General features: G+C 69.2%; 26 protein-coding genes. 15 read left to right on the top strand and 11 right to left on the bottom strand.

From position 1 onward, the window contains the following. Window positions 1-66: 66 nt before the first annotated feature. The 3 genes from ND450_RS42375 to ND450_RS42365 are packed head-to-tail and all read left to right on the top strand — an operon-like array spanning window position 67 to window position 1,706. On the top strand, window positions 67-651 hold the full coding sequence (locus ND450_RS42375; protein WP_253323593.1) for a DNA-binding protein: 585 nt from the start codon (window positions 67-69) through the stop codon (window positions 649-651). A 30-nt stretch (window positions 652-681) separates the two neighbouring features. Further along, a complete protein-coding gene (locus ND450_RS42370; RefSeq protein WP_030466547.1) occupies window positions 682-1,338 on the top strand; it encodes an RES family NAD+ phosphorylase in 657 nt (218 codons plus the stop codon). Between the two features lie 23 nt (window positions 1,339-1,361). After that, window positions 1,362-1,706: a hypothetical protein gene (locus tag ND450_RS42365; protein WP_253323592.1), complete on the top strand. Its 345-nt coding sequence runs from the start codon at window positions 1,362-1,364 to the stop codon at window positions 1,704-1,706. Window positions 1,707-1,761: 55 nt separating this feature from the next. Here the strand turns inward: ND450_RS42365 and ND450_RS42360 are convergent, their stop codons facing one another. Then, entirely contained in the window at window positions 1,762-3,621 is a 1,860-nt protein-coding gene (locus ND450_RS42360) for a S9 family peptidase (RefSeq protein ID WP_253323591.1), read from the bottom strand. Window positions 3,622-3,710: 89 nt separating this feature from the next. Here ND450_RS42360 and ND450_RS42355 point away from each other — a divergent pair, with 89 nt between their 5' ends. Next, a complete protein-coding gene (locus ND450_RS42355; protein WP_253323590.1) occupies window positions 3,711-4,913 on the top strand; it encodes an amidohydrolase family protein in 1,203 nt (400 codons plus the stop codon). Here the strand turns inward: ND450_RS42355 and ND450_RS42350 are convergent, their stop codons facing one another. Beyond that, window positions 4,914-5,918 carry a TerC family protein gene (locus ND450_RS42350; protein WP_253323589.1) on the bottom strand — a complete coding sequence of 335 codons (1,005 nt, stop codon included), beginning with the start codon at window positions 5,916-5,918 and terminating at the stop codon, window positions 4,914-4,916. It abuts the gene before it with no gap. 357 nt (window positions 5,919-6,275) lie between these two features. Between ND450_RS42350 and ND450_RS42345 the strand changes: the two genes are divergently transcribed. From ND450_RS42345 to ND450_RS42335, 3 genes are read left to right on the top strand one after another with little or no spacing between them, the layout of a single operon-like run. Then, window positions 6,276-9,119 carry an alpha/beta fold hydrolase gene (locus tag ND450_RS42345; RefSeq protein WP_253323588.1) on the top strand — a complete coding sequence of 948 codons (2,844 nt, stop codon included), beginning with the start codon at window positions 6,276-6,278 and terminating at the stop codon, window positions 9,117-9,119. Further along, on the top strand, window positions 9,112-9,348 hold the full coding sequence (locus ND450_RS42340) for a hypothetical protein (RefSeq protein WP_089923540.1): 237 nt from the start codon (window positions 9,112-9,114) through the stop codon (window positions 9,346-9,348). The genes ND450_RS42345 and ND450_RS42340 overlap by 8 nt, the downstream gene beginning before the upstream one ends. Continuing rightward, window positions 9,345-10,271: an ABC transporter permease gene (locus ND450_RS42335; RefSeq protein WP_253323587.1), complete on the top strand. Its 927-nt coding sequence runs from the start codon at window positions 9,345-9,347 to the stop codon at window positions 10,269-10,271. Before ND450_RS42340 ends, ND450_RS42335 begins: the two co-directional genes overlap by 4 nt. Before the next feature lie 63 nt (window positions 10,272-10,334). Here the strand turns inward: ND450_RS42335 and ND450_RS42330 are convergent, their stop codons facing one another. After that, window positions 10,335-10,727 carry a VOC family protein gene (locus tag ND450_RS42330; protein ID WP_253323586.1) on the bottom strand — a complete coding sequence of 131 codons (393 nt, stop codon included), beginning with the start codon at window positions 10,725-10,727 and terminating at the stop codon, window positions 10,335-10,337. A 56-nt stretch (window positions 10,728-10,783) separates the two neighbouring features. Here ND450_RS42330 and ND450_RS42325 point away from each other — a divergent pair, with 56 nt between their 5' ends. Continuing rightward, window positions 10,784-11,164 (top strand): VOC family protein, encoded by a 381-nt coding sequence (locus ND450_RS42325; RefSeq protein WP_089923530.1) that lies wholly within the window; start codon window positions 10,784-10,786, stop codon window positions 11,162-11,164. Here ND450_RS42325 and ND450_RS42320 read toward each other — a convergent pair. From ND450_RS42320 to ND450_RS42300, 5 genes are all read right to left on the bottom strand, one after another. Then, complete coding sequence (locus tag ND450_RS42320; RefSeq protein WP_089923526.1) at window positions 11,161-11,511, bottom strand: MmcQ/YjbR family DNA-binding protein; 351 nt, start codon at window positions 11,509-11,511, stop codon at window positions 11,161-11,163. The genes ND450_RS42325 and ND450_RS42320 overlap by 4 nt on opposite strands. Before the next feature lie 7 nt (window positions 11,512-11,518). Beyond that, window positions 11,519-11,950, bottom strand: coding sequence for a MarR family winged helix-turn-helix transcriptional regulator (locus ND450_RS42315; RefSeq protein WP_245786538.1), 432 nt, complete (start codon window positions 11,948-11,950; stop codon window positions 11,519-11,521). 168 nt (window positions 11,951-12,118) lie between these two features. Continuing rightward, window positions 12,119-12,811: a DUF6193 family natural product biosynthesis protein gene (locus tag ND450_RS42310; protein WP_253323585.1), complete on the bottom strand. Its 693-nt coding sequence runs from the start codon at window positions 12,809-12,811 to the stop codon at window positions 12,119-12,121. A gap of 29 nt (window positions 12,812-12,840) precedes the next feature. Further along, a complete protein-coding gene (uvrB, locus tag ND450_RS42305) occupies window positions 12,841-15,003 on the bottom strand; it encodes an excinuclease ABC subunit UvrB (protein ID WP_177230087.1) in 2,163 nt (720 codons plus the stop codon). 55 nt (window positions 15,004-15,058) lie between these two features. Next, window positions 15,059-16,171 carry a DUF5685 family protein gene (locus ND450_RS42300; RefSeq protein ID WP_253323584.1) on the bottom strand — a complete coding sequence of 371 codons (1,113 nt, stop codon included), beginning with the start codon at window positions 16,169-16,171 and terminating at the stop codon, window positions 15,059-15,061. A 50-nt stretch (window positions 16,172-16,221) separates the two neighbouring features. Between ND450_RS42300 and ND450_RS42295 the strand changes: the two genes are divergently transcribed. Beyond that, window positions 16,222-16,731, top strand: coding sequence for a DUF402 domain-containing protein (locus ND450_RS42295; protein ID WP_089923518.1), 510 nt, complete (start codon window positions 16,222-16,224; stop codon window positions 16,729-16,731). Between the two features lie 265 nt (window positions 16,732-16,996). Next, entirely contained in the window at window positions 16,997-17,338 is a 342-nt protein-coding gene (locus tag ND450_RS42290; protein ID WP_245786537.1) for a hypothetical protein, read from the top strand. Here ND450_RS42290 and coaE read toward each other — a convergent pair. The 3 genes from coaE to rpsA all read right to left on the bottom strand — a co-directional run bounded on the left by coaE (window position 17,314) and on the right by rpsA (window position 21,067). Then, the gene (coaE, locus tag ND450_RS42285) at window positions 17,314-18,462 is read right to left on the bottom strand and encodes a dephospho-CoA kinase (protein WP_253323583.1); all 1,149 of its coding nucleotides are present in this window, start codon (window positions 18,460-18,462) and stop codon (window positions 17,314-17,316) included. The genes ND450_RS42290 and coaE overlap by 25 nt on opposite strands. Before the next feature lie 9 nt (window positions 18,463-18,471). Continuing rightward, window positions 18,472-19,092 (bottom strand): hypothetical protein, encoded by a 621-nt coding sequence (locus ND450_RS42280; RefSeq protein ID WP_143091841.1) that lies wholly within the window; start codon window positions 19,090-19,092, stop codon window positions 18,472-18,474. A 484-nt stretch (window positions 19,093-19,576) separates the two neighbouring features. Continuing rightward, complete coding sequence (rpsA, locus tag ND450_RS42275; RefSeq protein ID WP_045315762.1) at window positions 19,577-21,067, bottom strand: 30S ribosomal protein S1; 1,491 nt, start codon at window positions 21,065-21,067, stop codon at window positions 19,577-19,579. 179 nt (window positions 21,068-21,246) lie between these two features. On the opposite strand from rpsA, the gene ND450_RS42270 reads away from it, so the two are divergent. The 5 genes from ND450_RS42270 to ND450_RS42250 all read left to right on the top strand — a co-directional run bounded on the left by ND450_RS42270 (window position 21,247) and on the right by ND450_RS42250 (window position 26,157). Then, a complete protein-coding gene (locus tag ND450_RS42270) occupies window positions 21,247-22,080 on the top strand; it encodes a class I SAM-dependent methyltransferase (RefSeq protein ID WP_253323582.1) in 834 nt (277 codons plus the stop codon). Window positions 22,081-22,091: 11 nt separating this feature from the next. Further along, entirely contained in the window at window positions 22,092-23,012 is a 921-nt protein-coding gene (locus ND450_RS42265) for a GNAT family N-acetyltransferase (RefSeq protein WP_253323581.1), read from the top strand. Between the two features lie 78 nt (window positions 23,013-23,090). Beyond that, complete coding sequence (locus tag ND450_RS42260) at window positions 23,091-23,720, top strand: ATP-binding cassette domain-containing protein (protein ID WP_089923493.1); 630 nt, start codon at window positions 23,091-23,093, stop codon at window positions 23,718-23,720. Next, complete coding sequence (locus ND450_RS42255; protein WP_089923489.1) at window positions 23,717-25,591, top strand: YhgE/Pip domain-containing protein; 1,875 nt, start codon at window positions 23,717-23,719, stop codon at window positions 25,589-25,591. The genes ND450_RS42260 and ND450_RS42255 overlap by 4 nt, the downstream gene beginning before the upstream one ends. After that, on the top strand, window positions 25,588-26,157 hold the full coding sequence (locus ND450_RS42250) for a TetR/AcrR family transcriptional regulator (RefSeq protein ID WP_177230086.1): 570 nt from the start codon (window positions 25,588-25,590) through the stop codon (window positions 26,155-26,157). The genes ND450_RS42255 and ND450_RS42250 overlap by 4 nt, the downstream gene beginning before the upstream one ends. Window positions 26,158-26,228 lie beyond the last annotated feature (71 nt).

The raw sequence follows: 26,228 nt of genomic DNA, 5'->3' as shown, positions 1-26,228 counted from the left end.
TCGACCGTTCCAGCTTGAGCCGTTCGTAGGGCGCACAAATGCGCACGCACGGGATATTCTGTGCGCATGAGCCCCGCGCTGGAGACGGTGCTGGCCAAGGCCGGCCTGCAGGTGAGCCCCGACGAGTTCCTGGCCCTCGTGTCCGACGCGGCACGCAGGCTCGCCCCACCGCACCCGGAACCGGCCACCTACTTCACGCCGGAGCAGCAGGCGGCACTCACCGACGTGGGCCTCGACCTCTCCCCGGCTGGCCCGGCCGACGCGCGTGCCCGCACCCGCACCGTCGTGGCGCACGCGGTCCTGCGGGACTCGGCCCTGACCGTGAACGAGGCCGCGCGCCAGCTCCAGGTCGACACCAGCCGCATCCGGCACCGCCTCGGCGTGGGCAGGCTCGTCGGCTGGAAGGACAGGGGCAGCTGGCGCCTGCCCGCGTGGCAGTTCGCGGGCACCGGCGTCCTGCCGGGCCTCGAAACCGTCCTGGCGGAGATCCCGCCGGACCAACCGGCACTCGTCGTCGCCGCGTTCATGACCACCGACCAGGAGGACCTGCCCGTAGACGGCAAGCCCGCGACCCCGCGCGACTGGCTCCTCGCAGGAGGAGACCCCCGCCGCGTCGCCACCCTGGCCTCCGCACTCGGCACACCGGCCTGAGCGCGTTCCCGAACACCCGACAGGACCCGAATGTCACGGCTTCCACAGCCGCCTGCCCCTGCCGTGCTCCAAGCACACCTGCGCCGCACCGAGGACGTCGTCGCGGTGCACCGGGCCACCCGCCTGGTGCGCGTGTTCACGGCGAAGGGCTCCCACCCCCAGCGCTGGAACACGTTCCGCTACACGGGCCCCCTGCCCCACGCCCGCTTCGACGCACAGCAGCCGGCGGACGACGGCAGCCCGGTCCAGGACCACGAGAACGGCGTCCTGTACTTCGGCCTCTCCGTCCGCACGTCGATCGCCGAGGTCTTCCAGGCCACCTCGATCGTGGACCGGCGCACCCGCTCGCCGTTCCTGGTGGTGCTCCGGCCCCGGCGCACGCTGCGGCTGCTGGACCTGGGCGGGCTGTGGCCGACGCGGGTCGGGGCGTCGCAGGAGATCTCGACCGGGCCGAAGCTGGTGACGCAGGCGTGGTCGCGGGCGATCCGGGCGGCATATCCGGAGCTGGACGGCCTTTGGTACCGGTCGTCGATGGACTCGGGCGACCCGGCCATCTGCCTGTGGGACCCGCCGGGGGCGTCGGGGCTGCCGGCCGCCCCGGACGTGCTGCTGCCATTGGACCATCCGGGTCTGGATCTGCCTTTGGCGCGCGTGTGCGAGGAGCTCAACTACACGCTGCTGGGGTGATGGCTGTGGAGCCGCGCGAAGCCATGAACACGCGGATACCGTCGAACGCCGCTCAGGCGCACCGGCTGGAGGCGTGGACGATCCAGGGCGACCTGCTCGGGTCGTGGGAGGGCGCCGAGGTCGCGCCGGTGCTGGCACTGGTCGCGAGCCTGCCCGCCGGCGAACCCATGCGGTGCTTCAACCCCGCCTACGCGATCTGGGCGCACGGGGCGGACGGCGAGGTGCTGTTCGATCTCGAGTTCTGCTTCGGGTGCTTCTGGGTCGGCGTGCGGGAGGCGGGAGAGCGGCAGGACCTCGTGGCGTTCGACGCGGAGTCCGCGCCCGCGCGGCAACTGCTGGCCCGGTTCCAGGCCTTCGCAGCGCACTGACAGGTCGACCGGGTGGGGCTGCTCCGGCACGAGACCGGAGCAGCCCCACCTCGGGTCAGGCCTTGAGGTAGCGGCTCCACCACTCCAGCACGGCGTCGAACCGCTGCCGCCGGTGCCGCGGCTGCCCCGTCCGGGTCAGCTCGTGCCCCTCGCCCGGGAAGAGCAGCATCTCCGTCTCCACCCCGCGCCGCTTCAGCGCCACGAACATGCGCTGTGCCTGCTCCAGCGGGCAGCGCCAGTCGTGCTCGGAGTGCACGACGGCGAACGGGATGTTGATCTTCTCGGCGTAGGTCAGCGGCGACATCGCGCGCTGGGCCTCGGGGTCGGTGCCGCAGTAGGCGTCGGCGAAGAAGTAGCCGATGTCGGACGAGCCGCCGAACGAGTCCCAGGCGTTGACGGCGCGTTCGGACCAGGCGGCGCGGAAGCGTTCACCGTGGTGCGCCGAGAGCCACGAGGTCATGAAGCCGCCGTAGGAGCCGCCCATCACGCCGACGCGTTCGGAGTCGAGGTCGTCGCGCTCCAGTGCGACGTCGAGCAACGACAGCACGTCGTCCACGTCGACCGAGCCGAACTTGCCGATCACCGCCTGGCCGTGGGCCTGGCCGTAGCCCGCCGAGCCGCGCGGGTTCGGCAGCACGACGGCGTACCCGGCGGTGGCGTAGACCTGGGCCTCGTCGAAGAAACCCCAGCTGTGGTACATGAACGGGCCGCCGTGCACGGCCATGACGACGGGGTGCGGGCCCTCGCCCTCGGGCAGCACGAGCCAGCCGTGCACCGGGTAGCCGTCGGAGGCGGAGCCGGAGAGCTCCACGACCTGACGCGCCGGGACCGACGAAAACGCCGTGCGGACACCGGTTCCGACGAATTCGACCTGACCCGGACTGTCCGGAGTGGACACGACGGCGACCACAGTGGACCCGTCGGTCGCGAAGGACCGGACCGCGGCGGAGGAACCCGCCAGCACCTCGCCCTGGCCGCCGTCGAACGGGATCCGCCGCAGCTCCAGCGCGCCGCGGTTGCGCACGACGAGCAGCACACCGTCGGCGTCGGCCACGGGCTGGCCGGAAAGTCGTTCCACGTCAACGGTTTCGACGTCGGTCAGCCGAACGGCGCCCGAACCGTCCACAGAGGCATTCCACAGGCCCTGGTTGCGCGCCACGGCGTCGATGCCGGTGAACTCGGTGCCCAGCCAGAACAACGAGCCGTTGGCGACGAACGGCATCGACGCCTCGCCTGCGGCCTGCACCAGCAGCGAGGCGGAGCCGCCCGTGGCGGGCACGGTGTAGAGGTCGGAGTGCAGCGTCTCGACGGCGCCGAGGTCGCGCGGCGCGACGAACACCAGCGTCGAGTCGTCGAGCCAGGCCGGGTCGGAGACGTCGTACGAGCCGTCGGTCACCGCCGTGACCGAGCCCTCCAGGTTCACGACGTGCACGCGCGGGCGGCGGTCGAGCAGGAAGCCGACGTCGTCCACGCGGTAGTCGAGGCGGGTGATGCGGCGCGGCGCCTCGGCCTCCGGACCGTCGTCGGTCGTGCCGTAACGGCCCTCCTCGGGCACGCGGGCGACGAACGCGATGCGCGACGAGTCGGGCGACCACACCGGGGCACCGGCGCCCAGCGGCAGGTCGGTCAGCTTGCGGGGCTCGCCGCCGTCCACGGGAACGACGTAGAGCTGCGGCTTCGACTTCCCGCTGACGCGCAGGAACGCGACCAGTGTGCCGTCGGGAGAAATGCGCTGCGCGTTGTCGCGATCACCGTGCGTCCACGGTGTGGTCGTGCCGTCCGGGAACACCCGGTGCAGACCGCCCCGGTACGTGTTCTTGTCGAGGTCGGGCGTGGTGATGCTGACCAGCACCAGGTCTCCGGACACGGCGACGGTGCCGGGCGTGGTGAGCAGCTGCAGGTCTTCAGGGCGCACCGCCAGGACGTTAACAGAACTTGTTAGCAAGGCTCAGAGTTATTTGTTGACCGATCACAAAAATTGACTCGCGGCATAGATTCCCGCGTATGACGCGCATCGTGTTCTCTGGGGGCCGGGTCTTCACCGGCCGCACGACCGAACCCGGCGACGTGGTCGTGGAGGGCGACCGCATCGTCGACGTGGGCATCGGACTGGACGGCGACACCGCGGTCGACGCGACCGGCCACACGATCCTGCCGGGCCTCTTCGACTGCCACGTGCACTTCATGTTCAGCGGCGCCGACCTGGTGCGGTCGCTGAACACGCCGTTCTCGCTGCCGTTCTACGAGGCGATCGGCAACATGAAGGCGACGCTGCAGTGCGGCATCACCACGGTGCGCGACGCGCTCGGCGCCGACCTCGGTGTCGCGGAGGCGGTGCGGCGCGGCCTCGTCCAGGGCCCGCGCATGCAGATCGCGATCAACATGGTCTCGCAGACCGGCGGCCACAACGACGACTGGATGCAGTGCGGCGCGCACGTGTCCCCGCCGCTGCACCCCGGCCTGCCCGACACCGTGGCCGACGGGCCCGAGGAGCTGCGCAAGGTCATCCGCACGCTGGTCCGCCACGGCGCCGACATCATCAAGATCGCGTCCAGCGGTGGCGTGATGTCGCCGCGCAGCAACCCCCGGCACGCGCACTTCCGCGACGAGGAGATCGCGATGATCGTGCAGGAGGCCAACGCCGCGGGCATCGCCGTGATGTCCCACGCGATGAGCGGCGACGGCATCCTCACGGCCGTGCGCAACGGCGTGCGGTCCATCGAGCACGGCGTCTTCCTCACCGACGAGGGCGTCGAGGAGATGCTCAAGAACGGCACGTGGCTCGTGCCGACGCTGATGGCCCCGCGCATGGTGCTCGACCAGGCCGCGGCCGGCATGGCGATCTCGGACGTCATCCTCGAGAAGGCGAACGCCGTGGTCACGCAGCACTTCCAGTCGTTCCAGAAGGCGCACCAGGCGGGCGTGAAGATCGCGATGGGCACCGACTCGGGCGTCGGCCCGCACGGTGACAACCTGAACGAGCTGAGCCTGATGGTCGAGTACGGCATGTCCCCGGCCGAGGCGCTGCACGCGACCACCACGTCCGCCGCCGAGCTCCTGCGCCTCGGAGACGAACTCGGCGAGCTCGCCCCGGGCAAGCTCGCCGATCTCGTTCTCGTGGAGGGTGACGCCGAACAGCACGTGAAGGCCGGAACGCTGAAGCAGGCCGTCCGCGCCGTCTACCAGAACGGCGTCTCCCAGTTGTGACTAGTGGTGGGCGTCGGCCCCGACGTGCTTGGCGGCGTCGGGGTCGCGCCGCACCTTCCACAGGCTCGCGATGGTCGTGATCGCCAGCACGCCGATGATCACCGACAGCGAGACCTCGATGCCGATGGTCGGCACGTGGAACGGCTCGCCGCCGTTGAGGAACGGCAGGTTGTTGGTGTGCAGCGCCTCGAGGATCAGCTTGACGCCGATGAAGCCGAGGATGACCGACAGGCCGATCGACAGGTAGACGAGCTTCGCGAGCAGGCCGCCGAGCAGGAAGTACAGCTGGCGCAGCCCCATCAGCGCGAACGCGTTGGCCGTGAACACCAGGAACGGCTCCTTGGTGAGGCCGAAGATCGCGGGGATCGAGTCGAGCGCGAAGAGCAGGTCGGTGGAGCCGATCGCGACCATCACGATGAACATCGGGGTCACGAAGCGCTTGCCGTCGATCTTGATGAACGACTTGGAGCCGTGGAAGTCGTTGGTCACCGGGAAAACCTTGCGCACCATGCGCAGCATCAGGTTCTCCTTGTACTCCTCTTCCTCGTCGTGGTTCTCCCGCGCCAGCTGCCAGCCGGTGTAGATGAGGAACGCGCCGAAGATGAAGAAGACCCAGCTGAACTGGCTGATGAGCGCCGCGCCGGCCGCGATGAAGATGCCGCGCATGACCAGGGCCAGCAGGATGCCGACCAGCAGCACCTTGTGCTGGTGGATCGCGGGCACCTTGAAGGTCGTCATGATGATCAAGAAGATGAACAGGTTGTCCACGCTGAGCGAGTACTCGGTGATGTACCCGGCGAAGAACTCCGTGGCGTACTGACCACCGGAGAAGTACCAGATGCCGAGACCGAAGAGCGCCGCCACCGCGACGTAGAAGACCACCCAGCGGGCGGCTTCACCGATCGTCACCTCATGGGGTTTTCGATCGACGATCACGAGGTCCACAGCGAGCAGGACGAGCAGACCACCGATCGTCGCGAACCACAACCATGCGGGGACGTTCACAACCCAACCTCCGGGATTCTCAGCGCACGCCAAATTCACCCGGAGGTCTCCTCCGCCGCCGAGATGATCTCTCGAACGACCGACGGCACCGGGAGCTCCACGCCGAGCTCCGTACTGACGACACCGCCGCTTAGGGAGTACTCCCCTCCATGCTGCGTGATTATTGTGCTCCACAGGGCACCATCGGCGCCACACAGGGTGAGCAGACCCACGCAACCAGGTGCAACGGGAATACGCAGCGTGTCGTTCGGATCGGAACAGGCCCTACCTGAAGGCGCGCTGAAGATCCACTCATGCTGAGACCGCCGCCGGATCCCGACAGGCCGTTCTCAGCAAAACTCGCATATCGTCATCACCGTGTCCCGCCTCTCCCGCCTTCGCGGCAGGTGGACGATCCCCGCATTGATCGTGGTACTCGCCCTCGTCGCAGGCGGCGTGTACTTCACTCGATCCGGAGACGACCCCGTAGCCGTTTCCTTCAAAGAAGCGAACATCGACGCGCCCGAGAGCCCTGACAGCGCTCAGACGGTGACGATCGAGACCCGCCTCTACCTGCCCCAGCAGACGCCCGCGCCCGCGATCATGCTCCCGCACGGTTTCGGCGGCAGTCTGCGCAGCGTGCACACGCAGGCCGAGGAGTTCGCCCGGCGCGGCTTCGTCGTGCTGACGTGGTCCGCGCGCGGTTTCGGCCGCAGCACGGGCCAGATCGCGCTGAACTCCGTCGACCGCGAGGTCCGCGACGCGCAGAAGCTCCTCGACTTCCTCGGCACACGTGACGAGGTCGAGAAGGACAGCGGCGGCGACCCGCGCGTGGGGGTGACAGGAGCGTCGTACGGCGGTGCGTTGTCACTGCTGCTCGCGGGCGTCGACAAGCGCGTCGACACGATCGTCCCGGTCATCACGTACAACGACCTCGCGCAGTCGCTGCTGCCGAACTCGGCGCTGGCGACCCCGCGCACGGACGCCACCCCGTCCGCCACGGCGTTCGCCGAGAACGGCGTCTTCAAGCGTTCGTGGGCGGGCATCTTCTTCTCCGCGGGCATGACGTCGATCGACCTCTCCTCGCCGACGGGTGAGGCGCCGGAGCAGGGCCAGCGGGAGTCGAACCAGCAGGCCACCGTGCCGCAGCAGCAGCCGGGTGGGAACTCGGGCGCGCAGGGCATGCAACCGCCCACGCCGTCACTGGGCGCGTGCGGCCGCTTCACCCCCGAGGTCTGCGCCGCCTACACCGAGGTCGCCACGACGGGCACCGCCTCGCAGCAGACGCTCGACCTGCTGCGCAAGTCGTCCCCGGTCGCCGTGACCGACCAGATCAAGCAGCCGACGATGCTGGTGCAGGGCGAGCAGGACACCCTGTTCGGCCTCGACCAGTCCGATGCCACGGCGCGCCAGATCGCGGCGGCCGGCGGGCAGGTCAAGATGGTCTGGTACGCGGGCGGCCACGACGGCGGCAACCCCGGCACCGCGCTGCGCGGCGAGATCGCCGACTGGATGGACTTCCACCTGCGCGGCAGGGGAACCGACCCCGGCACCGGCTTCGAGTACACGGTGCAGGGCGCGTTCCGCTCGTCCGGCCAGCCGTCGCTGCGCACGGTCGTCGCGCCGTCGTACCCCGGCCTCGCCCCCGGCTCCACCACCGAGCGCAGGACGCTGAAGCTGAGCGGGCGCGAGCAGGTCGTGGTGAACCCGGCGGGCGGCAACCCGGCGTCGATCAGCAACCTGCCGGGCCTCGGTTCGGCGCTGTCGCGGTCGTCGGCGATCTCATCGCGGCTCTCGCTCGACATGCCGGGCCAGGCCGCGGTGTTCACCTCCGAGGAACTGACCTCGCAGGTGCTGCTCACCGGGTCGTCGACGGTGCGGCTGAAGGTGGCGCGCGGCGACCAGTCCTCCGGTGAGGCGATCCTGTTCGCGAAGCTCTACGACGTCTCCGCGGACGGCACGCGCACGCTGCCGGGCTCGATCGTCGCGCCGCTGCGCGTGGCGCTGCCGCCGGACGGCTCCGCCGCCGAGGTGACCGTGACGCTGCCGGGCGCCGTCCGCCCCGTCGAGAGCGAGCACAAGCTGGCCCTCGTGGTGTCCACGACGGACCAGGCGTTCGCGAACGCCGAACAGCCCGCCGCGTACCGGATCTCGCTGGCCTCCGACGAGATCTCGGTGCCCGTGGTGCCCGGTCGCAACGTCTCCGAGGGCTTCCCGACGGGTGCCCTGTGGGGCATCGTGATCGCGCTGCTGGTGCTGATCGGTTCGGGTGTCGTCGCGATGTTCCGCCGCCGCATGGCGCAGGACTCCGACCCCGACCTCGCGGACGTGCCGCTGGTCATCTCGAACCTCACGAAGGCCTACCCCGGTGGCGTGAAGGCCGTGACGGACCTGTCGTTCCGCGTGGAGCACGGCATGGTCCTCGGTCTGCTGGGGCCCAACGGCGCCGGCAAGACCACGACGCTGCGCATGGTGATGGGCCTGATCCACCCGTCCGAGGGCCAGATCCGGGTCTTCGGCCACAAGATCACGCCTGGCGCGCCCGTGCTGTCGCGCATCGGCTCGTTCGTCGAGGGCTCCGGCTTCCTGCCGCACCTCTCCGGCGCCGCGAACCTGCGCCTGTACTGGGCGGCGACGGGCAGGCCGGTCGAGGAGGCGCACTTCGACGAGGCGCTGGAGATCGCGGGCCTCGGCAAGGCGGTCAACCGCCGCGTGCGCACGTACAGCCAGGGCATGCGGCAGCGCCTCGCGATCGCGCAGGCGATGCTCGGTCTCCCGGACCTGCTGATCCTGGACGAGCCGGCCAACGGTCTCGACCCGCCCCAGATCCACCAGATGCGCGAGGTCCTGCGCCGCTACGCCGCGGCCGGCCGCACGGTCGTCGTGTCGTCGCACCTGCTGGCCGAGGTCGAGCAGACCTGTTCGCACGTGGTCGTGATGCACAAGGGTCAGCTCGTCGCGGCAGGCGAGGTGTCCGACATCGCGGCGGGAGGCGGCGAGGCGACGTTCCGCGTCGACTCCCCCTCGAAGGCAGCCGATGTCCTGCGGGGCCTCGAAGGCGTGCACGACGTGCACGAGGACGAGGGCGCCGTGCACGCGTCGATGAACGGCGTCCCGCGCGCCGCCGCGCTCACCGCCCTCGTGGCGGCTGGTGTGGCGGTGGACCAGGCGGGCCCGCGACGCAGGCTGGAAGACGCGTTCCTGGAGCTGGTCGGTGAATGACTTCCTGATGGCAGCCGCCTCCGCGACCGCGGAGACCCACGCCGAAGCAGAGGTCCCCTCGTCGAGCGAGCGCACGCTGCTCGCCGGCGAAGGGGGTCCCCTTGACTCAATTATCCCAGGCGACACCGACAATTCCGGTCCCGCCGAACCCATGCCCCTGGTGCGCACGGTCCTCACCGCGAACCCGAACCGCACGAAGGCCCCGATCCGTCAGGAGGTGGACCGATGAGCGAGAACGGCGTCCACACCGATCCCGGCGCGCTCACCGACCTCACCGACGCGGCCGCCCAGCAGCACACCGAGGTGGCTCCGGACGGCTCGTCGGTCGGGTACAAGGCGCGCCGCACGCTCCGCATCCACGTGGAGCTGCAACGGCAGCTGCGCCGCCGCAGGACCCAGCTCGTGCTGGGCTTCCTGGTGCTGCTGCCGTTCATCCTGGCCCTGAGCTTCGAGATCGGTCAGTCCGACCCGAACCGCCGCTCCGGCGGCTTCGTGGACCTCGCGACCGCGAGCGGCATCAACTTCGTGGTGCTCACGCTGTTCGTGAGCAGCAGCTTCCTGCTGCCGATGATCGTGGCGCTGTTCTTCGGCGACACGATCGCGTCCGAAGCGTCGTGGTCGAGCCTCAAGTACCTGCTCGCCGCACCGATCCCGAGGCACCGCCTGCTGCGCCAGAAGGCGATCAGCAGCGGCATCCTCAGCGTCTTCGCCCTCACCCTGCTCCCCGCGGTGGCACTGGGCGTCGGCGTGATCTGGTACGGCACGGGCGAGGTGGTGAGCCCGACCGGCGAGGCCGCCCCGTTCGGTGACGGCGTCCTGGCCATGGCGCTCGCCGTCGTCTACATCTCGATCAACCTGTTCTGGGTCGCGGGCCTCGCGATGTTCCTGTCCGTGTCCACCGACGCGCCTCTCGGCGCGGTCGGCGGCACGGTGCTCGTCTCGATCCTGTCGCAGATCCTCGACCAGATCGAGCCGCTCGGGGACCTGCGCAACTACCTGCCGACGCACTACGCGATGGCGTGGGCCGACCTGCTGTCGACCGACATCGACTGGTCGGAGATGACCCGCGGGACGTTCTCCGCACTCGTCTACGGCGGCATCTTCACGCTGCTCGCCGCACGCCAGTTCAAGACGAAGGACATCACGAGCTAGCTAGCGCGGTGACCGCCACGCGGCGCCGGAGGAGACGGCGACGTGTGGCGGTCGCCGCGCTTCCTACTGCACGCAGAACTCGTTTCCCTCGGGGTCGAGCATCACGACCCAATGTCCCTTGGGGTCCTCGAACTCCTGGACCTTGGTGGCCCCGAGGGACACGAGCCTCTCCACCGCCTCCAGCCCGGCGTTCACGTCGAGGTGGAGGCGGTTCTTCGCTGTCTTGCCCTCGGGCACGCGCTGGAAGAAGAACCGCGGGCCGCCGCCCTCGGGGTCGATGATCGCCGAGAAGTCGTTGATGGATTCGAAGGGAATGTTGTTCCTGACCGCGAAGTCCTCCCACGAGTCGAACCCGGGAGGCGGCGGCTGCACCACGTAACCGAGTGCCTCCGCCCAGAAAGCCGCCAGCTTGCCGGGGTCCGCCGCGTCCATCGTGACCTGGATTCCGATTGCCATGACGGCACCGTAAGACCCAATGCGGACAACCACTGTCCGGAGTAGCGTGCCGTCCCATGTCACGTCCTGTGCACTTCGAGATCCACGCCGCAGATCCCGAGCGGGCGCGGAACTTCTACACCTCGGTCTTCGGCTGGAAGGTCGAACAGTGGGGCGACATCCCCTACTGGACCATCGTGACCGGAGACGACGACCAGCCGGGCGTCAACGGCGGCCTGCTCCCCCGCCGGGGCCCGGAGCCGGCGGCGGACGCACCCGTCCACGGCTACGTCATGACGATCGGCGTCCTCGACATCGACGCCACCATCGCGGCCATCGAGGTCAACGGCGGCACGGTGGCCCTGCCGAAGGACAAGGTGCCGGGCGTGGGCCTGCTCGCCTACTACCGGGACACCGAGAACAACATCTTCGGCGTCCTGCAACCAGAAGACCGCTAGACAGCAGGCCGCTTCCTCTTCGGCAACCGCGCGACGACGGCCTCGTAGGACCCGTCCACGAGTTCCAGCAGGTCGTCGTCGGGCACGGCCCCCTTGAGCGCGATGGTGTTCCACCCGTACCGCCCGACGTACCCGCTCACGGTGACGTCGCCGGGAAAACGCTCCCGCCACACCCCGGCGGCCTCCGCGTCGGCACCGCACTTCAGGCCGACCGTGTGCAGGTCGAGCCCGATGAAGGCGAACGCCTTGCCGCCGACCTTGCACACCAACTCGGCCTCGCCCCACGGATACGTCTCCTCCGCACCGGGCTTCCCGGCGCAGTAGACGATCAACTCATCCAGTGTCACAACAGGATTATCGCGCACCGAACACGGCGACGAAGCGCGAGAACAACCGGGCGAACTCCGCCCGCTCCTCCTCGCTCCAGTCGGCCATGGCGACCGCACAAGCACTTTGCCGGGCCCGGTGCAGCTCAGCGGACGTGGCCCGCCCCCGAGGCGTCCGCACGAGCAACACCCGCCGCCCGTCGGCCTTGTCCGCGATCCGTGCCACCAACCCGGCGTCGACGGCACTGGTCACCAGCTTGCTGGCACGGGGCTGATCAACGTGCAAAGCCAAGGCAACACTGGAAACCGTGGCCTGGGCCCCAGTCCGCTCCGCCGCCTCCACGACATCAAGAACGTCAAACGCCGGAACAGCCAGCTCTGCCAACGCCCGACGTGACTGACTGCGCCGCACAGCGATAAGCGCCTGCTCCACCGCGGCGAGGTGGGAGTCCACATCCACCCCGAGATCATGGCCGTCCGAGCCCCTGACGAAAGCTGTCAGCGAACATCTCACCCCAGAGGGCGATTTACGTGGGAAGCGCAAATCGTTATGAGCTCACGGGATCACGCACCGGCATGGTGATCTAACTCAGCGCACGCGGCGATCCACAGTAGACACAGCGATCCCTCAGCCCGACCCGCCCGCGCGAAGCTGCTCGGGCGAGGGCACCCCGAGGCGGTCCATCTCCGCCAGACAGATCCGGACCGCTTCCGCCGGGTCGTGGGTGACCTCGGGTTCGACCCGCCGGTCCACGACGACCGTGAACCGTCCCCCACCGGCCGAGCGCACCCACGGCCCCGGCACCCGGTACTCGTCCGCGGTCGGCCGGAACGACATCCACCACATTGACGTGAACGGGAACATCCGACGCAGCCGCGGTTCCCGCATCGCCGCCTCGACGAATTCCAGCAGCCCGTGCCGCCCGCTCGCGCGGAGCTTCTGCCACGCGAGCTCGATCCGGTCGCCGCTCTCGTACGCGTCGGCGACAGCGACGAAATCAGCGAACGGCCAGTCGGCGGCCAACTCCCGTGCGGTGGCGCCGCCGAGCCACGCCGCGGTGGACCCGATGACCTCGCGCAGCTCTGTCGTGGTCACCCAGCTCAGGTACATCTCCCGCAGCTGGTGCCGCACGTGGAACAGGCGCTCGCCAACGGCCGGCGTGACGTGCACGGCGCGGTCGCCTTGGCCCACAGTGGCCTTCACGCCACCGAAAGCGCCTCGCGAGTCGCCCGTGGTCACTTCGCCACCAGGACACGCGGCCTGGAGGACAGCCTCCAGGCCACCTGCCTCGACCAGGTCTTCGTACGGCGTTTCCCCCATGCCGCCCAAGCTACCGGCGGCGCCGGGGATCACTTGACGCCGGCCGCGTCCATTCCCCGCAGTTCCTTCTTCAGGTCCTGGATCTCGTCCCTCAGCCGCGCCGCCAACTCGAACTGCAGGTCCCGCGCCGCGTTCATCATCTGGTCGGTCAGCGACTGCACGAGGTCCGCCAGCTCCGAGCGGGCCATCCCGGCCCGCTCGTGCGACGCCACGACACCGGACGACCGGCCGCTCTCGCCGGCGGCCCGCTTGCCGCGGGACGCGTTGCGGCCAGAGCCGCCTACCTGAACCTCGTCCTCCGCCTCGGAGTAGACGGCCTCCAGGATGTCGGTGATCTTCTTGCGCAGCGGCTGCGGGTCGATGCCGCGCTCGGTGTTGTAGGCGACCTGCTTGGCCCGGCGGCGGTTGGTCTCGTCGATGGCGTGCCGCATCGAGTCGGTGATCTTGTCCGCGTACATGTGGACCTCACCGGACACGTTGCGGGCCGCGCGGCCGATGGTCTGCACGAGCGAGGTGCCGGAGCGGAGGAAGCCCTCCTTGTCGGCGTCCAGGATCGCGACCAGGGACACCTCGGGGAGGTCGAGGCCCTCGCGGAGCAGGTTGATGCCGATCAGCACGTCGAACTCGCCGAGGCGGAGCTGCCGCAGCAGTTCGACGCGGCGCAGGGTGTCCACCTCGGAGTGCAGGTAGCGGACCCGGATGCCCAGTTCCAGCAGGTAGTCCGTCAGGTCCTCGGCCATCTTCTTGGTCAGTGTCGTGACCAGCACGCGCTCGTCGCGCTCCGCCCGTTCGCGGATCGAGTGCACCAGGTCGTCGATCTGGCCCTCGGTCGGTTTCACGACGACCTCGGGGTCGATCAGGCCGGTCGGGCGGATGACCTGCTCGACGAACTCGCCGCCGGACTGGCCCATCTCGTACGGGCCGGGCGTCGCGGACAGGTACACGACCTGGCCGATGCGGTCGGCGAACTCCTCCCACGTCAGCGGGCGGTTGTCGAGCGCCGAGGGCAGGCGGAAGCCGTGCTCGACGAGGTTGCGCTTGCGGGACGCGTCGCCCTCGTACATGCCACCGATCTGCGGCACCGTCACGTGCGACTCGTCGATGACCATCAGGAAGTCGTCCGGGAAGTAGTCGAGCAGCGTCGCCGGCGCGGTGCCGGGGCCGCGGCCGTCGATGTGGCGCGAGTAGTTCTCGATGCCGTTGCAGAAGCCGACCTGCTTCATCATCTCCAGGTCGTACTGGGTGCGCATGCGCAGGCGCTGGGCCTCCAGCAGCTTGCCCTGGCGCTCCATCTGCGCGAGCGTCGTCTCCAGCTCGGCCTCGATGTCGCGGATCGCGCGCTCCATGCGCTCCGGGCCCGCCACGTAGTGCGTCGCCGGGAAGATCCGGAGGTCCTTGACCTCCTTCACCACGTCGCCGGTGAGCGGGTGGAGGTAGTAGAGCTTGTCGATCTCGTCGCCGAAGAACTCGACGCGGACCGCGAGCTCCTCGTAGGACGGGATGATCTCGACCGTGTCGCCCCGGACGCGGAACGAGCCGCGGGTGAAAGACATGTCGTTGCGGGTGTACTGCACGTCGACCAGCAGGCGCAGGAAGGCGTCCCTGTCGACCTCCACGCCCACCTCGAGCGGGATGGAGCGGTCGAGGTACGACTGGGGCGTGCCGAGGCCGTAGATGCACGACACCGACGCGACCACGATGACGTCGCGCCGCGTCAGCAGCGACATCGTGGCCGAGTGACGCAGGCGCTCCACGTCCTCGTTGATCGAGGAGTCCTTCTCGATGTACGTGTCCGTCTGCGGGATGTACGCCTCGGGCTGGTAGTAGTCGTAGTAGCTGACGAAGTACTCCACCGCGTTGTGCGGGAAGAGCTCCTTCAGCTCGTTCGCCAGCTGCGCGGCCAGCGTCTTGTTCGGCGCCATCACCAGGGTGGGGCGCTGCAGCTTCTCGACCAGCCACGCCGTCGTCGCCGACTTGCCGGTACCGGTGGCGCCGAGCAGCACCACGTCGCGCTCGCCGGAGCGCACGCGGCGTTCGAGGTCGGCGATCGCCGCCGGCTGGTCGCCCGCCGGCTGGTACTCGCTGACCACGCGGAACTGCCCGTCGGTGCGGACGATGTCGCCGACGGGACGGTGTTCGGAGTGCGCCTTGACGGTGCTTTCCTCTGGCGGGAGCTCGGTTGCGAAAGCCACGGGAAGCACGTTACGCCGGAGGTCTGACAATTTCCGATTATGCCTGTTCAGAGCCCTAATCGCACGGGCAACAGCAGCAGTCGCAGCAGTTGCAGTCGCAGTTCGGGCCGCAGTCGCCGCCGTCACACCCGTCGCGCCGCTTGTCGCTCCACGGCCCCGGGAACGGGTCGCGGCAGCAGAACTGGCAGGTGCCGCACATGTAGAGGAACGCACCGCAGCCCTCGAAGCACCCGCGCGGCTGCCGCTGCCAGTTCAGCCTCGGGTACGCCCACAGCCCGCTGCCCGGATCCGACCAGCGGTGCTTGTCCGGCGGGTACTGGTGCCGCTGGCGCTTGCCGAAGACCCGGATCACCGACTCTTCGAGCTCGTGCACCATCAGCTTGTGCATGAGGCGCCCGTCGGTGAACTCCACGTCCTTCAGCGCCAGCCTGATCCCCGCCAGGGCGTCCAGGCACAGCCGGTGCGCCTCCTCGACGGACGTCCCGGTGGCCAGGAGCGGGTTCCACGCGCCCGAAGCCTTGTCCTCCTCCAGGTCCTCCGCGGCGTCGATCAGGTGCGCCACCCGCCCGAACAGCCTCCCGACCTCGCGCAACGGCTCCACGTTGCCCGGCCTGCCGGCGATGACGGCGGTCTGCCCGACGGCGAACGCGGTCGCGGTCTCGGTGGGTTCGGTCACGACGAGGACGGAGCTGCCCAGACCGGCCCCACCCTCCACGTCGGACTGGCGCCGGACCGCGTCCACCATCACCGACGCGTCGAACCCGAGGTCGGACGCCGTCTCCAGGCCCTTGGCGGCCCAGCGCCGCGCCATCGCGCGCCCCGCCCACGGCACCTTGGCGGCGAGCCCGTCCCCGTCGTCGACGTGGTCCTGGATCTTCAACGAGGCGAGCAGCAGCGACACCGACGCCGCCAGCCTCGTCCCGGACCCGATGGCCACGTCCGCGGACTTCATGCCGCGCAACGCGCAAGGCCCGGCGGAGCGGCGTGAGACCGAGGACTGCGCCTCCACCGCGGCCGAGATCATCAGCCCGTCGTAGTTCGTGACGAGCCGGGAGAGGTGGCCGTGCTCGTCGCGCAACGCCAGGCACATTCCACAGAGGTGTGAGAGCCACGCGGACCGCAGCTCAGCGCCCATTCTGTTGCGACAGGGGCGGATGATCCCGAACATGCGCGGCATCCTAAGTGGCCGCGGGGCCCGGCGATGGCAGTATCGCTGACGTGGCACACATCCATCCGCCGAAGATCGAGTACTTCGACCTGGACGCCAAGAGCAACACCGATCCGAAGGGGCAGCTGAGGAGGGTCGACGAGTTCCGGCTCACGCCGACGGGCCTCTACATGTTCCGGCCGCTCGCCGGGCATCCGAAGATCAGCCACTTCGAGAGCTGGTTCCTGCCGAAGCTCAACCTCAGGGTCACACGCCAGTCGTGGCACCCCGGGCACCAGCTCGACTTCGACTTCTACGTCGACGTCGTGGAGATCAACGCGATCGGCAGTGTCTGGAAAACAACCGATCTGTACCTCGACCTGATCGTCCGAACGGGCCACAGCGTCACTGTTTTGGACACAGACGAGTTGATCTCCGCAGTTCAACACCAACTCGTCTCCCCGGAACGCGCGCAATGGGCGTTGGAGACCACCTACTCGGCGGTGTCGGGCATTTCAGCGCACGGTCACGATGTAGTCCGGTGGCTCACCTATTCGGGTTGCCCCACGACCTGGCGTTGATACACAGAGTGTGATCGTCATCTGACCGTGACGTAACAAATCAACCCGGCGTGTAACTGGCCGCACTTATTTGACTACCCTCGGCGGCGTGGGAGCGGTCACTACACCTCAGTTGGTCGATGTCGTCGACACCATTTCGGGCGTGCGCTCATATTCGTCCGGCGGCTCGCGAACGCTCAGTTCGTGTTATGTCGAACGGTGGGGTCTTCGAATCGAACACCCCACACCGGAAGACCCGTTCTCCGACTCCGAGGTCAGCTGGCTGATGCCCGAACTGGGCCTGCGGCTGACCACTCACCGCCCGCGTTCGCGCCACGCGCGCACCAGCCCGAGCGTGCTGTCGGCGGTGCGGGTCGAGCGCGACCACCGCCACTGGCAGACCACCGACCTGCTGCTGGGCCTGGCCGTCCCCGGCGGCACGGTGGCCCGCATCGTGCGCAGCGAGGACTTCGCCGCCGCGGTCGCGGGTCGCGTCCTGCGCCCCGGCGACGCCGACCAGGCGCTGCGCACGGTCCACCGCACCCTCGAAGAGCTCAGCAACGTCAACCACAACCTGACGTCGTGGCTGACGTGGCACGGCATCTACGACGCCTGGCCGCCCCTGTAAGCCTCGACGCGCCGCACCGCCGCCACCATCCACGGCTCCTTCGCGTCCCCGTAGGCGAACCCGTCACCGTCGGCCGCGAACCGTTGTGACAGCTCCAGTTTGAGGTTCGCGTACTCCTCGCGCGCCTGCGCGTCGTGCCGCAGCCAGTCGCGGAAGTCGACCGCCCACCGCCAGTTCGCCGCGCCCTCGACCCGCAGGTGCAGGTTGACCCGCCGTCCGGGGTCGGCGCCGGCGTGCACCCGCTTGTCCCACCCGCCTTCGCCGCGCGGTGTGTCCTCGTACGGCCCCACGTACGGGAACCCGGCCTGCGCCAGCGCTTCCCGCAGCCCGTCGGCGGTCTCCATGTCCTCGACCGCGAGCTGGAAGTCGAGCACGTCCTTGGCCGCGAGTCCCGGCACCGACGTGGACCCGATGTGCTCCACGTGCCTGCCGCCCGCCGCCAGGCTGATCCGCCGCGCGATCCGGACCGCCTGCGCGGGCCACGTCTCGTCGTACGGCACGACCTTCGGCGCCCCGGACGCGTACGACTGCGTGCGCACGTTCTTCTCGAACCCCACCAGCCGGTCCCACAACGCCGTGACGTCCGGAACCTCACCGCTGTTGTCGAGCCACACGTCCGCAACGGCCCGCCGCTGCTCGTCGGTGGCCTGCGCGGCGATCCGCTTCTCCGCGTCCTGCCGGTCCATCCCCCGGCTGCCGACCAGCCGCTCCAGCCGCGTCGCCGAGTCCGCGAACACGACGATCACCAGGTGGTACACGGCCGCCATGTCCCGCTCCACCAACAACGGGATGTCGTGCACGACGATGGCGTCCTCGGGAGCCTCGGCCATCCGCTGCCCGGTGAGCGCCCCGATCCGCGGGTGCGTGATCCCGTTGAGCGTCTGCCGAGCCTCCTCGCTCGCGAACGCCTTGGCCGCCAACGCGGCCCGGTTCAACGTGCCGTCGGCGCTGAGCACGTCCTCACCGAACGCCTTGACGACCTCCGCCAGCCCGTCAGTGCCAGGCTCGAGCACCTCTCGCGCCAACTTGTCCGCGTCGATGACCACGGCCCCGCGCTCCGCGAGCAACCGCGCGATCGTCGACTTCCCGGACCCGATTCCCCCGGTCAACCCCACCCTGAGCATGCCGCCAGGTTAGACGGGCGGCGTCATCGACTGCTGGGCGAGCACCGGCAGGATCGCGACCAGCTTCTCCTTGGGGATGAAGTTGTTCCGGTTGCGCACCACGAACGTCGACTTGCCGAGCGACCCGATGAGCAACTGCTCGTCCTTGCCCTCGACCAACATCCCCTTCTGCTTGCCGACGTCGACCTCGGTGACCTTCGCCCCCTCGGCACGTTCAGCCTCAACACTCTCGTTGACACGAGTCCGCGCCGTCAGATCGTCCGTGTAGGTCGACAACCCGATGACGATCTTCGCGTCCGGCAGGTTCCGCTTCTCGGGAATGCCGTAGTAGCAGTCGATCTTCCCGGTGCGCCCGATCCCGGGCTCCTTGATGCCGACGATGATCCGCGGCTCCCCGGGCAACTCCTGCCCGAGCGTCGCGTTCATGACCTCAGCGGGCACCACGAGCTCGCAGTCGTCGGGCAGCGCCGGACGATCGACCATCACCGGCGTCCTGGAGGGCGTAGTGGGCGGCGTGATCTTCGGAATCTGCGGCGGCGGCGCCTGAGTCTGCGGCACAGCAGTGGAGCACCCCGCACAGACCGCCAGCACACCCGCGCCCAGTGCCACGAAGAACCTGTTCCCACGCATAGGTTTGTCAACCTACACAACGAGGTTGGGCCTCCACCACAGAGTGAACGGGTGCGGGCGTGGCGGAGTGGGAGGGAGTCGGGTTGGGGCGCGGGTGAAGCGAGCGGGGCTGGAGGCGAGGCGGCTGGCTGACGCTGCGGTGGGTGGTGGGCAAAGGCTGACGCGAGTCGAGCGGCGGATACGCCTGACCGCCCGCGACGCCGGAGGCGAGCCGTGCGATCGGTGCGACGCCGAAGGCGAGCCATCCTGTGCAAAGAGGTACCGGCGGTGGCCAACGCAACCCTCGTACTCAACCGGCGGCCGCTCTACGCAACAGGCGTGCCATCAGCCTGCCCCCAGCGCTGGCCCCCATCTCAGATTGCCGGGGTCTGGGGCAGAGCCCAGGGGAAGCACGCAAGGCGACCAGGCCGCCCGCAAAACACAACAAACGACAAAGGCCCCCGCACCCAAAGGGGTGCGAGGGCCAAAGCGTCTAGCTAGCGACTCACATGCCGCCCGACAGCTTCTCGCGCAGAGCAGCGAGCTGCTCGTCGGAGGCCAGCGTGCCACCCGACTGGGCCGGCGCGCCGACGGAAGCGGAAGGAGCGTCGCCACCGGAGGTGTAGTTGCCCGCACCCTCGGCCGAAGCCTCTTCCTCGGCCTCGGCGGCCTTGCGGATCTGCTTCATGTGGGCCTCGTAACGAGTGTGCGCCTCGGCGTACTGGCGCTCCCACTCCTCACGCTGCTTGTCGAAGCCGTCCTGCCACTCCTGGGTCTCCGGGTCGAAGCCCTCGGGGTAGATGTAGTTGCCCTGGTCGTCGTACTCGGCGGCCATGCCGTACTGGGTCGGGTCGAACTCGGTGTCGACCGTGAAGCCCTCGTTGGCCTGCTTGAGCGACAGCGAGATGCGGCGGCGGTCCAGGTCGATGTCGATGACCTTGACCATGACGTCGTCGCCGACCTGCACGACCTGCTCCGGGATCTCGACGTGGCGCTCGGCCAGCTCGGAGATGTGGACCAGGCCCTCGATGCCTTCGTCCACGCGGACGAACGCACCGAACGGAACCAGCTTCGTGACCTTGCCCGGCACGATCTGGCCGATCGCGTGGGTGCGGGCGAACTGGCGCCACGGGTCTTCCTGCGTGGCCTTCAGCGAGAGGGAGACGCGCTCGCGCTCCATGTCGACGTCGAGGACCTCGACGGTGACTTCCTGGCCAACCTCGACGACCTCGGACGGGTGGTCGATGTGCTTCCAGGACAGCTCCGAGACGTGGACGAGACCGTCGACGCCACCCAGGTCCACGAAGGCACCGAAGTTGACGATCGAGGACACGACGCCCTTGCGGACCTGGCCCTTCTGCAGCTGGTTGAGGAACTCGCTGCGGACCTCGGACTGGGTCTGCTCGAGCCACGCGCGGCGGGACAGGACCACGTTGTTGCGGTTCTTGTCCAGCTCGATGATCTTCGCCTCGAGCTCGCGGCCGACGTACGGCTGGAGGTCGCGGACGCGACGCATCTCGACGAGCGAGGCGGGGAGGAAGCCGCGGAGGCCGATGTCGAGGATGAGACCACCCTTGACGACCTCGATGACCGTGCCCTTGACGGGCTCGTCCTTCTCCTTGAGGGCCTCGATGGTGCCCCACGCGCGCTCGTACTGGGCGCGCTTCTTGGAGAGGATCAGACGGCCTTCCTTGTCCTCCTTCTGGAGAACAAGCGCCTCGACCTCGTCACCGACCTTGACGACCTCGTTGGGGTCGACGTCGTGCTTGATCGACAGTTCGCGCGAGGGGATGACGCCCTCGGTCTTGTAGCCGATGTCGAGCAGGACCTCGTCCCGGTCGACCTTGACGATCGTGCCCTCAACGATGTCGCCGTCGTTGAAGTACTTGATCGTCTTGTCGATAGCTGCGAGGAAGTCCTCCTCCGTCCCGATGTCGTTGATCGCGACCTGCTTGGGCGCAGCGGCAACGGGGGCGGTGGTGGTGTCGGTGGACATTAGGTAGGTGGCTCCGGTACGGATTGGCATTGATGGCTTGGTAGTGGTGCGCGCGCAGCGTCGCAGCGACCTGGAATCCGGCGGTCTTGGATCATGGGCAGCACTAACCCACTACGCACGCGATATCGTACGCGGCCGCGAGACGCGCAAGCAAACCAGCCCCCATGTGAAGGAGCAGTGTGTCCAACCAGCACGCGAGCGCGGAGCAGGCGCTCGGCACCGCCGGGATCGTCAAGCGCGGGGCGGACGCCGCGGAGTCGCGCGTGGCGAACCGGATCTGGTGGGACGCGGACGCCGACGACTACCACGAGACGCACGGCGACTTTTTGGGCGCGGCGGACTTCGTGTGGTGCCCGGAGGGGCTGCGCGAGGAGGAGGTCACCTTCCTGGGTGAAGTCGCTGGTCAGCGCATTCTGGAGGTCGGCTGCGGCAGTGCCCCGTGCGCGCGCTGGCTCAAGAACGCCAAGGCCGACGTCACCGCGTTCGACATCTCCTCCGGCATGCTCCGGCACGCGCAGAAGAACAACGCCGAGACCGGCATCGACGTCCCGCTCGTGCAGGCCAGCGCCGACCAGCTGCCGTTCCGCGACGACTCCTTCGACGCCGCGTGCAGCGCGTTCGGCGCCGTCCCCTTCGTGGCGGACGTCCAGGAGGTCTTCAGCGAACTCGCCCGCGTGCTCCGGCCCGGCGCGCCCTGGGTGTTCGCGGTCAACCACCCGATGCGGTGGATCTTCCCGGACGACCCGGGCCCGCTCGGCCTCACCGTCACGCAGTCGTACTTCGACCGCACGCCGTACGTGGAGGTCGACGAGGAGGGCAGGGCCACGTACGTCGAGCACCACCGCACCCTCGGCGACTACGTCAGGGCCCTCACGAACACCGGTTTCGTGGTCGAGGACCTGGTCGAGCCCGAGTGGCCGAAGGGCCACACCCGCAACTGGGGCCAGTGGAGCCCCCTGCGCGGCAAGCTCTTCCCCGGCACCGCGATCTTCCGGACCCGCCTGACGTCGTAACCTGACGTGCCATGACCTCGGCACGCGGACTAGTGGCGGCCCAGTCAGCCCGTTTCGCCTCACTGGACCCGTTACTCCCGCCCGCCACCGAACCGCCCACGGACGGTCACGTCCTCACGGCGGCGTTGGCGGACGGCACGCGCGTCGCCGGGGTCGTCAGCCACGAGACCTTCGCCCCGCACACGACCACGCGGCTGTGGTCGGCGGCCGAGGTGTGGGAGATGCTGCCGCTGGTCGGCGGCTCGCAGGGCATGGACGCGCTGCTCACGCGCTTTCGCCGCCACCTCGACACGCAGGAGATAGGCGACGACACGGCGTGCGTCGTGCACTGGCCGAGTCGCGACACGAAGGCCGCACGAGCGTTCCTCGACCACGGGCTCGTGCCGCTCTCGGTGCTCGCCGTGCGCTTGAGGACGCCGGCGCAGCACGTCTCGCGCACGCTCACCATCCGCCGTGCGACTCCGCACGACCTGGAGACGGTCCTCGAACTGTCGCTCGCGGAACTGGAGTACTCCTCCTACGTCGGCTCCACGATCGTGCGCCCGGACGCCGCCCAGGTGAAGCGCCGCGCGCTCGCCGAACGCCTGAAGGCCGCGAGTCCCATCTGGCTCGCCGAACGCGACGGCATCGCGGTGGCGCTCGCCGAGTGCGCGATCGTGTCGTCCGAGCCCGGCACGGCGGCGGCCGCGCGACTCCCCCGCGGCCGCTGGGGCTACGTGAACTGCGTCTCCGTGCTGCCCGGCGCCCGCGGCAGCGGCATCGGCCAGCAGCTCCTCGCCCACGCCCACCAGGAACTGCACAGGATGGGCGCGGTCGGCACCTACCTCTACTACAACCCGCCGAACCCCCTGAGCAGCGTGTTCTGGCCCCGCCAGGGCTACCGGCCGCTGTGGACCGTCTGGGAAGTACGCCCCGCCGCAGCCCTTAGGTGACCTATGTCCGAGTTGCCAGCGGCCGAGGTCTGCGCGAGAATTTGTACTGACCGGTCAGTTTAAAGGGAAGGTAATGCCGTGGAGATCCACGCAAGTCGCGCAGGTGTCAACGGGGGCCATGGTCCCCTGCTCCGGCCGACTTCGCTGACCGTGAAGCCCGGTGAGCTGACCCTGGTCGCGGGCGAGCCCGGCAGCGGGCACACGGCACTGGCCCTCCTGCTCTCCGGCCGCATGAAGCCCTCGACGGGCAGCGTGTCCCCGGACGCGAAGACGCTGCGCAAGCGCGTCGTCCTGGTCGACGCCCCCGAGGTGAACGAGCCGGAGGAGGCGCTGACGCTCAGCGCCGTCGTCGGCGAGGAGCTCGCGATGAACCGCATGCCGTCCGGCAAGAAGGCGGTGCACGACTGGTTGGTGGAGCACGCCGCCGACGAGCACGCGGACAAGCGCTTCGAGTACGTCCCGCCGAAGACCCGCTGCGCGGTGATGCTCGAACTGGCCGCCGCACGCCCCGGCGTCACGGCGCTGGTCCTCGACTGCCCCGACCGGTACCACCCAGACCCGCGCGAGTGGCTCGCACTGGCCCACGACTTCGTGACCCCCGAACGGTCCGTCGTCGTCCTGTGCTCGAACTCCTCCGCCCACATCCTCGACATCCCGCACGCGCGCCTTGGTGAGGACAACGACACCAAGATGGAGATCACCGCATGAGCGCCCTTCGCATGGCCTTCAACGAGCTCCGCCGGATCACCTCCGGCAAGCTCCCCAAGCTCGCCGTACTGGCTCTGGCGCTCGTGCCCCTGCTGTACGCGTCGCTGTACCTCTACGCCAACAAGGACCCGTACGCGAACCTGAACAACGTGCCCGCCGCGCTGGTCGTGAAGGACAAGGGCACCCAGGATCTCAACGCCGGCAAGGACGTCGCCGACGAGCTGCTCAACGGCAGGAAGTTCAACTGGAAGGTCGTCGAGGACGCCGACGAGGGCGTGCGCAAGGGCGACTACATCTTCGCGTTGACGCTGCCGGAGGACTTCTCCGAGGCGCTCACGTCGGCGGAGCAGAACAAGCCGCGCCAGGGCGTGCTGACCCTGACCACCAACGACGCCAACAACTACCTGGGCTCCACGATCGCGAACCAGGTCGTGAACGAGGTCCGCCGGGCCGTCACCGCGAAGGTCTCCACCGAGGCCGCGGACAAGCTGCTGCTCGGCTTCTCCACGATCCGCCAGGAGACCACCAAGGCCGCTGACGGCGCGAAGAAGGTCGCCGACGGCAACGCGACGTTGCGCGACAAGATCACCGAGCTCGACACCGGTGTCCAGAAGCTCGCCCCCGGCGCAGCGCAGCTGAGCAACGGCCTGCACGAGTTGCGGCCGCAGACCGCGCAGTTGCCCGACGCCACGAAGAAGCTCGCCGACGGCGCGCGCCAGGTCGCCACCGGCAACGAGACCGCCGCCACCGAGGCCGAGACGTACGCGAAGAAGGCGCAGGAACTGGTCGGCGGGCTCGACCAGTTCAACGGTGACCTGGCCACCCGGCTGCGCGCCCTCGGCTTCACCGAGGAACAGGTGCAGCGCGTGCTGACCACGCTCGGCCAGGTCCGCAAGCCCGTCGACGACGCCAACGCCAAGGTCCAGGGCGCGGCGGGCGACCTGCGCAAGCTCGCGAACGGCGCGGACCAGGTCGCCGACGGCGCCGAGCAGCTCTCGGCCAAGATGCCCCCGCTGGCCGCCGGCGTCGCCAAGCTGGACGACGGTGCCACGGCGTTGAACGCCGGTTTGCAGCAGGCGGCAACGGCGACGCCGCAGCTCAAGGACGGTGCCACCCAGCTCGCGACCGGTGCGGCCGAGCTGAGCACCGGTCTGTCCGGCGGCGTCGACAAGATCCCGAACCAGGACGACCCGACCCGCGCCGCGATCGCCCAGGCCATCGGTGACCCGGTGGCGGTGCGCGGCCTGTCCCAGACGAAGGCCGCGACGTACGGTGCCGGCCTCGCCCCGTTCTTCCTGGGCCTGGCGACGTGGATCGGCGCGTTCGTGCTGTTCCTGCTGCTGCGCCCGCTCTCACGGCGTGCGCTCGCCGCCGGTCAGTCAGCGCTGCGGGTCGCGTTGGGTGGCTGGTTGCCAGGTGCGTTGCTCGGCATCGTGCAGGTGCTCGTGATGTTCACGGTCGTGCGGTTCGTGGTCGACATCGAGCCGTCGAACCCCCTCGGCACGTTCGGCTTCCTCGCACTGATGTCACTGACGTTCGTGGCGATCCTGCACGCGCTGAACGCCGCGTTCGGCGCCGTCGGCAAGTTCCTCGGACTGATCCTGCTGATCCTGCAGCTGGTCAGCGCGGGAGGCACGTTCCCGTGGCAGACGATCCCGGTGCCGCTGTACCCGCTGCACTACGGCCTGCCGATGGGCTACGCGGTCGACGGCCTGCGCCACCTCATGTACGGCGGTGACCTCGGCAGTGTCGGAAAGGACGCGCTGATCCTTCTCGCCTGGCTGGTCGGAGCCCTAGCCTTGTCGTCCGTGGCGGCCTACAAGCAGCGCGTGTGGACGGTGTCCAAGCTGAAGCCGGAGCTCGTGCTGTGAGCGCGCGGACGACGGCGACCAAGCAGAAGCTCTTCGACGCGGCGCTGAAGCTCGTCGGCGAACGGGGCGCGGCCTCGGTCACCGTCGACGAGATCGCGGCGGAGGCGGGCGTCGCCAAGGGCACGATCTACTACAACTTCGCCTCGAAGGACGCCCTGGTCGAAGCGCTGCTGCACCACGGCGTGGAGATCCTCGCGGGCAGGCTGCGCTCCGCCGAGGGCTCCGAGGACTCGCTGGAGGCGCTGGTCGACGAGATGCTCGGCTTCTGGGCCGAGTACCCGGCGTTCGGCCAGCTGCTCGTCTCGGAGCTGTGGCGCACGCCCGGCCAGTGGCACGGCACGCTCAAGCTGCTGCGCGACGACATCGTCTCGATCGTGCGCGGCCAGATGAAGCGCCTGTCCGACGCGGGCCGGCTGCCCGAGGGCGTGGAGGTCGGCACCGCGTCGGCGGCGTTGTTCGGCACGTTGCTCGTGATCGCGCTCGACTGGCAGGTGTTCCAGCCGGAGCGGTCGCGGGCGGAGGTGCGCGACTCGGTCATGCTGCTGGTGCGGGGACTGGGCCGCTGACGGTGGCGCAACGCCCGATCGAGCGACGCGTTTGACCGAGCGGGGCCAAATGCCCGCCGGTACGAACGAAA

The sequence above is a fragment of the Lentzea sp. HUAS12 genome (assembly GCF_024125735.1).
Taxonomy (GTDB): domain Bacteria; phylum Actinomycetota; class Actinomycetes; order Mycobacteriales; family Pseudonocardiaceae; genus Lentzea; species Lentzea albida.
The sequence above is the reverse complement of the archived record's forward strand: the minus strand, read 5'-3'. Positions and strand labels throughout refer to the sequence as shown.

What these genes read in the sequence shown, in the direction of transcription:
- ND450_RS42375 (WP_253323593.1), top strand. Translation starts at nt 67, where the DNA reads ATGAGCCCCGCGCTGGAGACGGTGCTGGCCAAGGCCGGCCTGCAGGTG.
- ND450_RS42370 (WP_030466547.1), top strand. Translation starts at nt 682, where the DNA reads ATGTCACGGCTTCCACAGCCGCCTGCCCCTGCCGTGCTCCAAGCACAC.
- ND450_RS42365 (WP_253323592.1), top strand. Translation starts at nt 1,362, where the DNA reads ATGAACACGCGGATACCGTCGAACGCCGCTCAGGCGCACCGGCTGGAG.
- ND450_RS42355 (WP_253323590.1), top strand. Translation starts at nt 3,711, where the DNA reads ATGACGCGCATCGTGTTCTCTGGGGGCCGGGTCTTCACCGGCCGCACG.
- ND450_RS42335 (WP_253323587.1), top strand. Translation starts at nt 9,345, where the DNA reads ATGAGCGAGAACGGCGTCCACACCGATCCCGGCGCGCTCACCGACCTC.
- ND450_RS42330 (WP_253323586.1), bottom strand. Translation starts at nt 10,727, where the DNA reads ATGGCAATCGGAATCCAGGTCACGATGGACGCGGCGGACCCCGGCAAG.
- ND450_RS42325 (WP_089923530.1), top strand. Translation starts at nt 10,784, where the DNA reads ATGTCACGTCCTGTGCACTTCGAGATCCACGCCGCAGATCCCGAGCGG.
- ND450_RS42310 (WP_253323585.1), bottom strand. Translation starts at nt 12,811, where the DNA reads ATGGGGGAAACGCCGTACGAAGACCTGGTCGAGGCAGGTGGCCTGGAG.
- ND450_RS42300 (WP_253323584.1), bottom strand. Translation starts at nt 16,171, where the DNA reads ATGTTCGGGATCATCCGCCCCTGTCGCAACAGAATGGGCGCTGAGCTG.
- ND450_RS42290 (WP_245786537.1), top strand. Translation starts at nt 16,997, where the DNA reads ATGCCCGAACTGGGCCTGCGGCTGACCACTCACCGCCCGCGTTCGCGC.
- coaE (WP_253323583.1), bottom strand. Translation starts at nt 18,462, where the DNA reads ATGCTCAGGGTGGGGTTGACCGGGGGAATCGGGTCCGGGAAGTCGACG.
- ND450_RS42280 (WP_143091841.1), bottom strand. Translation starts at nt 19,092, where the DNA reads ATGCGTGGGAACAGGTTCTTCGTGGCACTGGGCGCGGGTGTGCTGGCG.
- rpsA (WP_045315762.1), bottom strand. Translation starts at nt 21,067, where the DNA reads ATGTCCACCGACACCACCACCGCCCCCGTTGCCGCTGCGCCCAAGCAG.
- ND450_RS42265 (WP_253323581.1), top strand. Translation starts at nt 22,092, where the DNA reads ATGACCTCGGCACGCGGACTAGTGGCGGCCCAGTCAGCCCGTTTCGCC.
- ND450_RS42255 (WP_089923489.1), top strand. Translation starts at nt 23,717, where the DNA reads ATGAGCGCCCTTCGCATGGCCTTCAACGAGCTCCGCCGGATCACCTCC.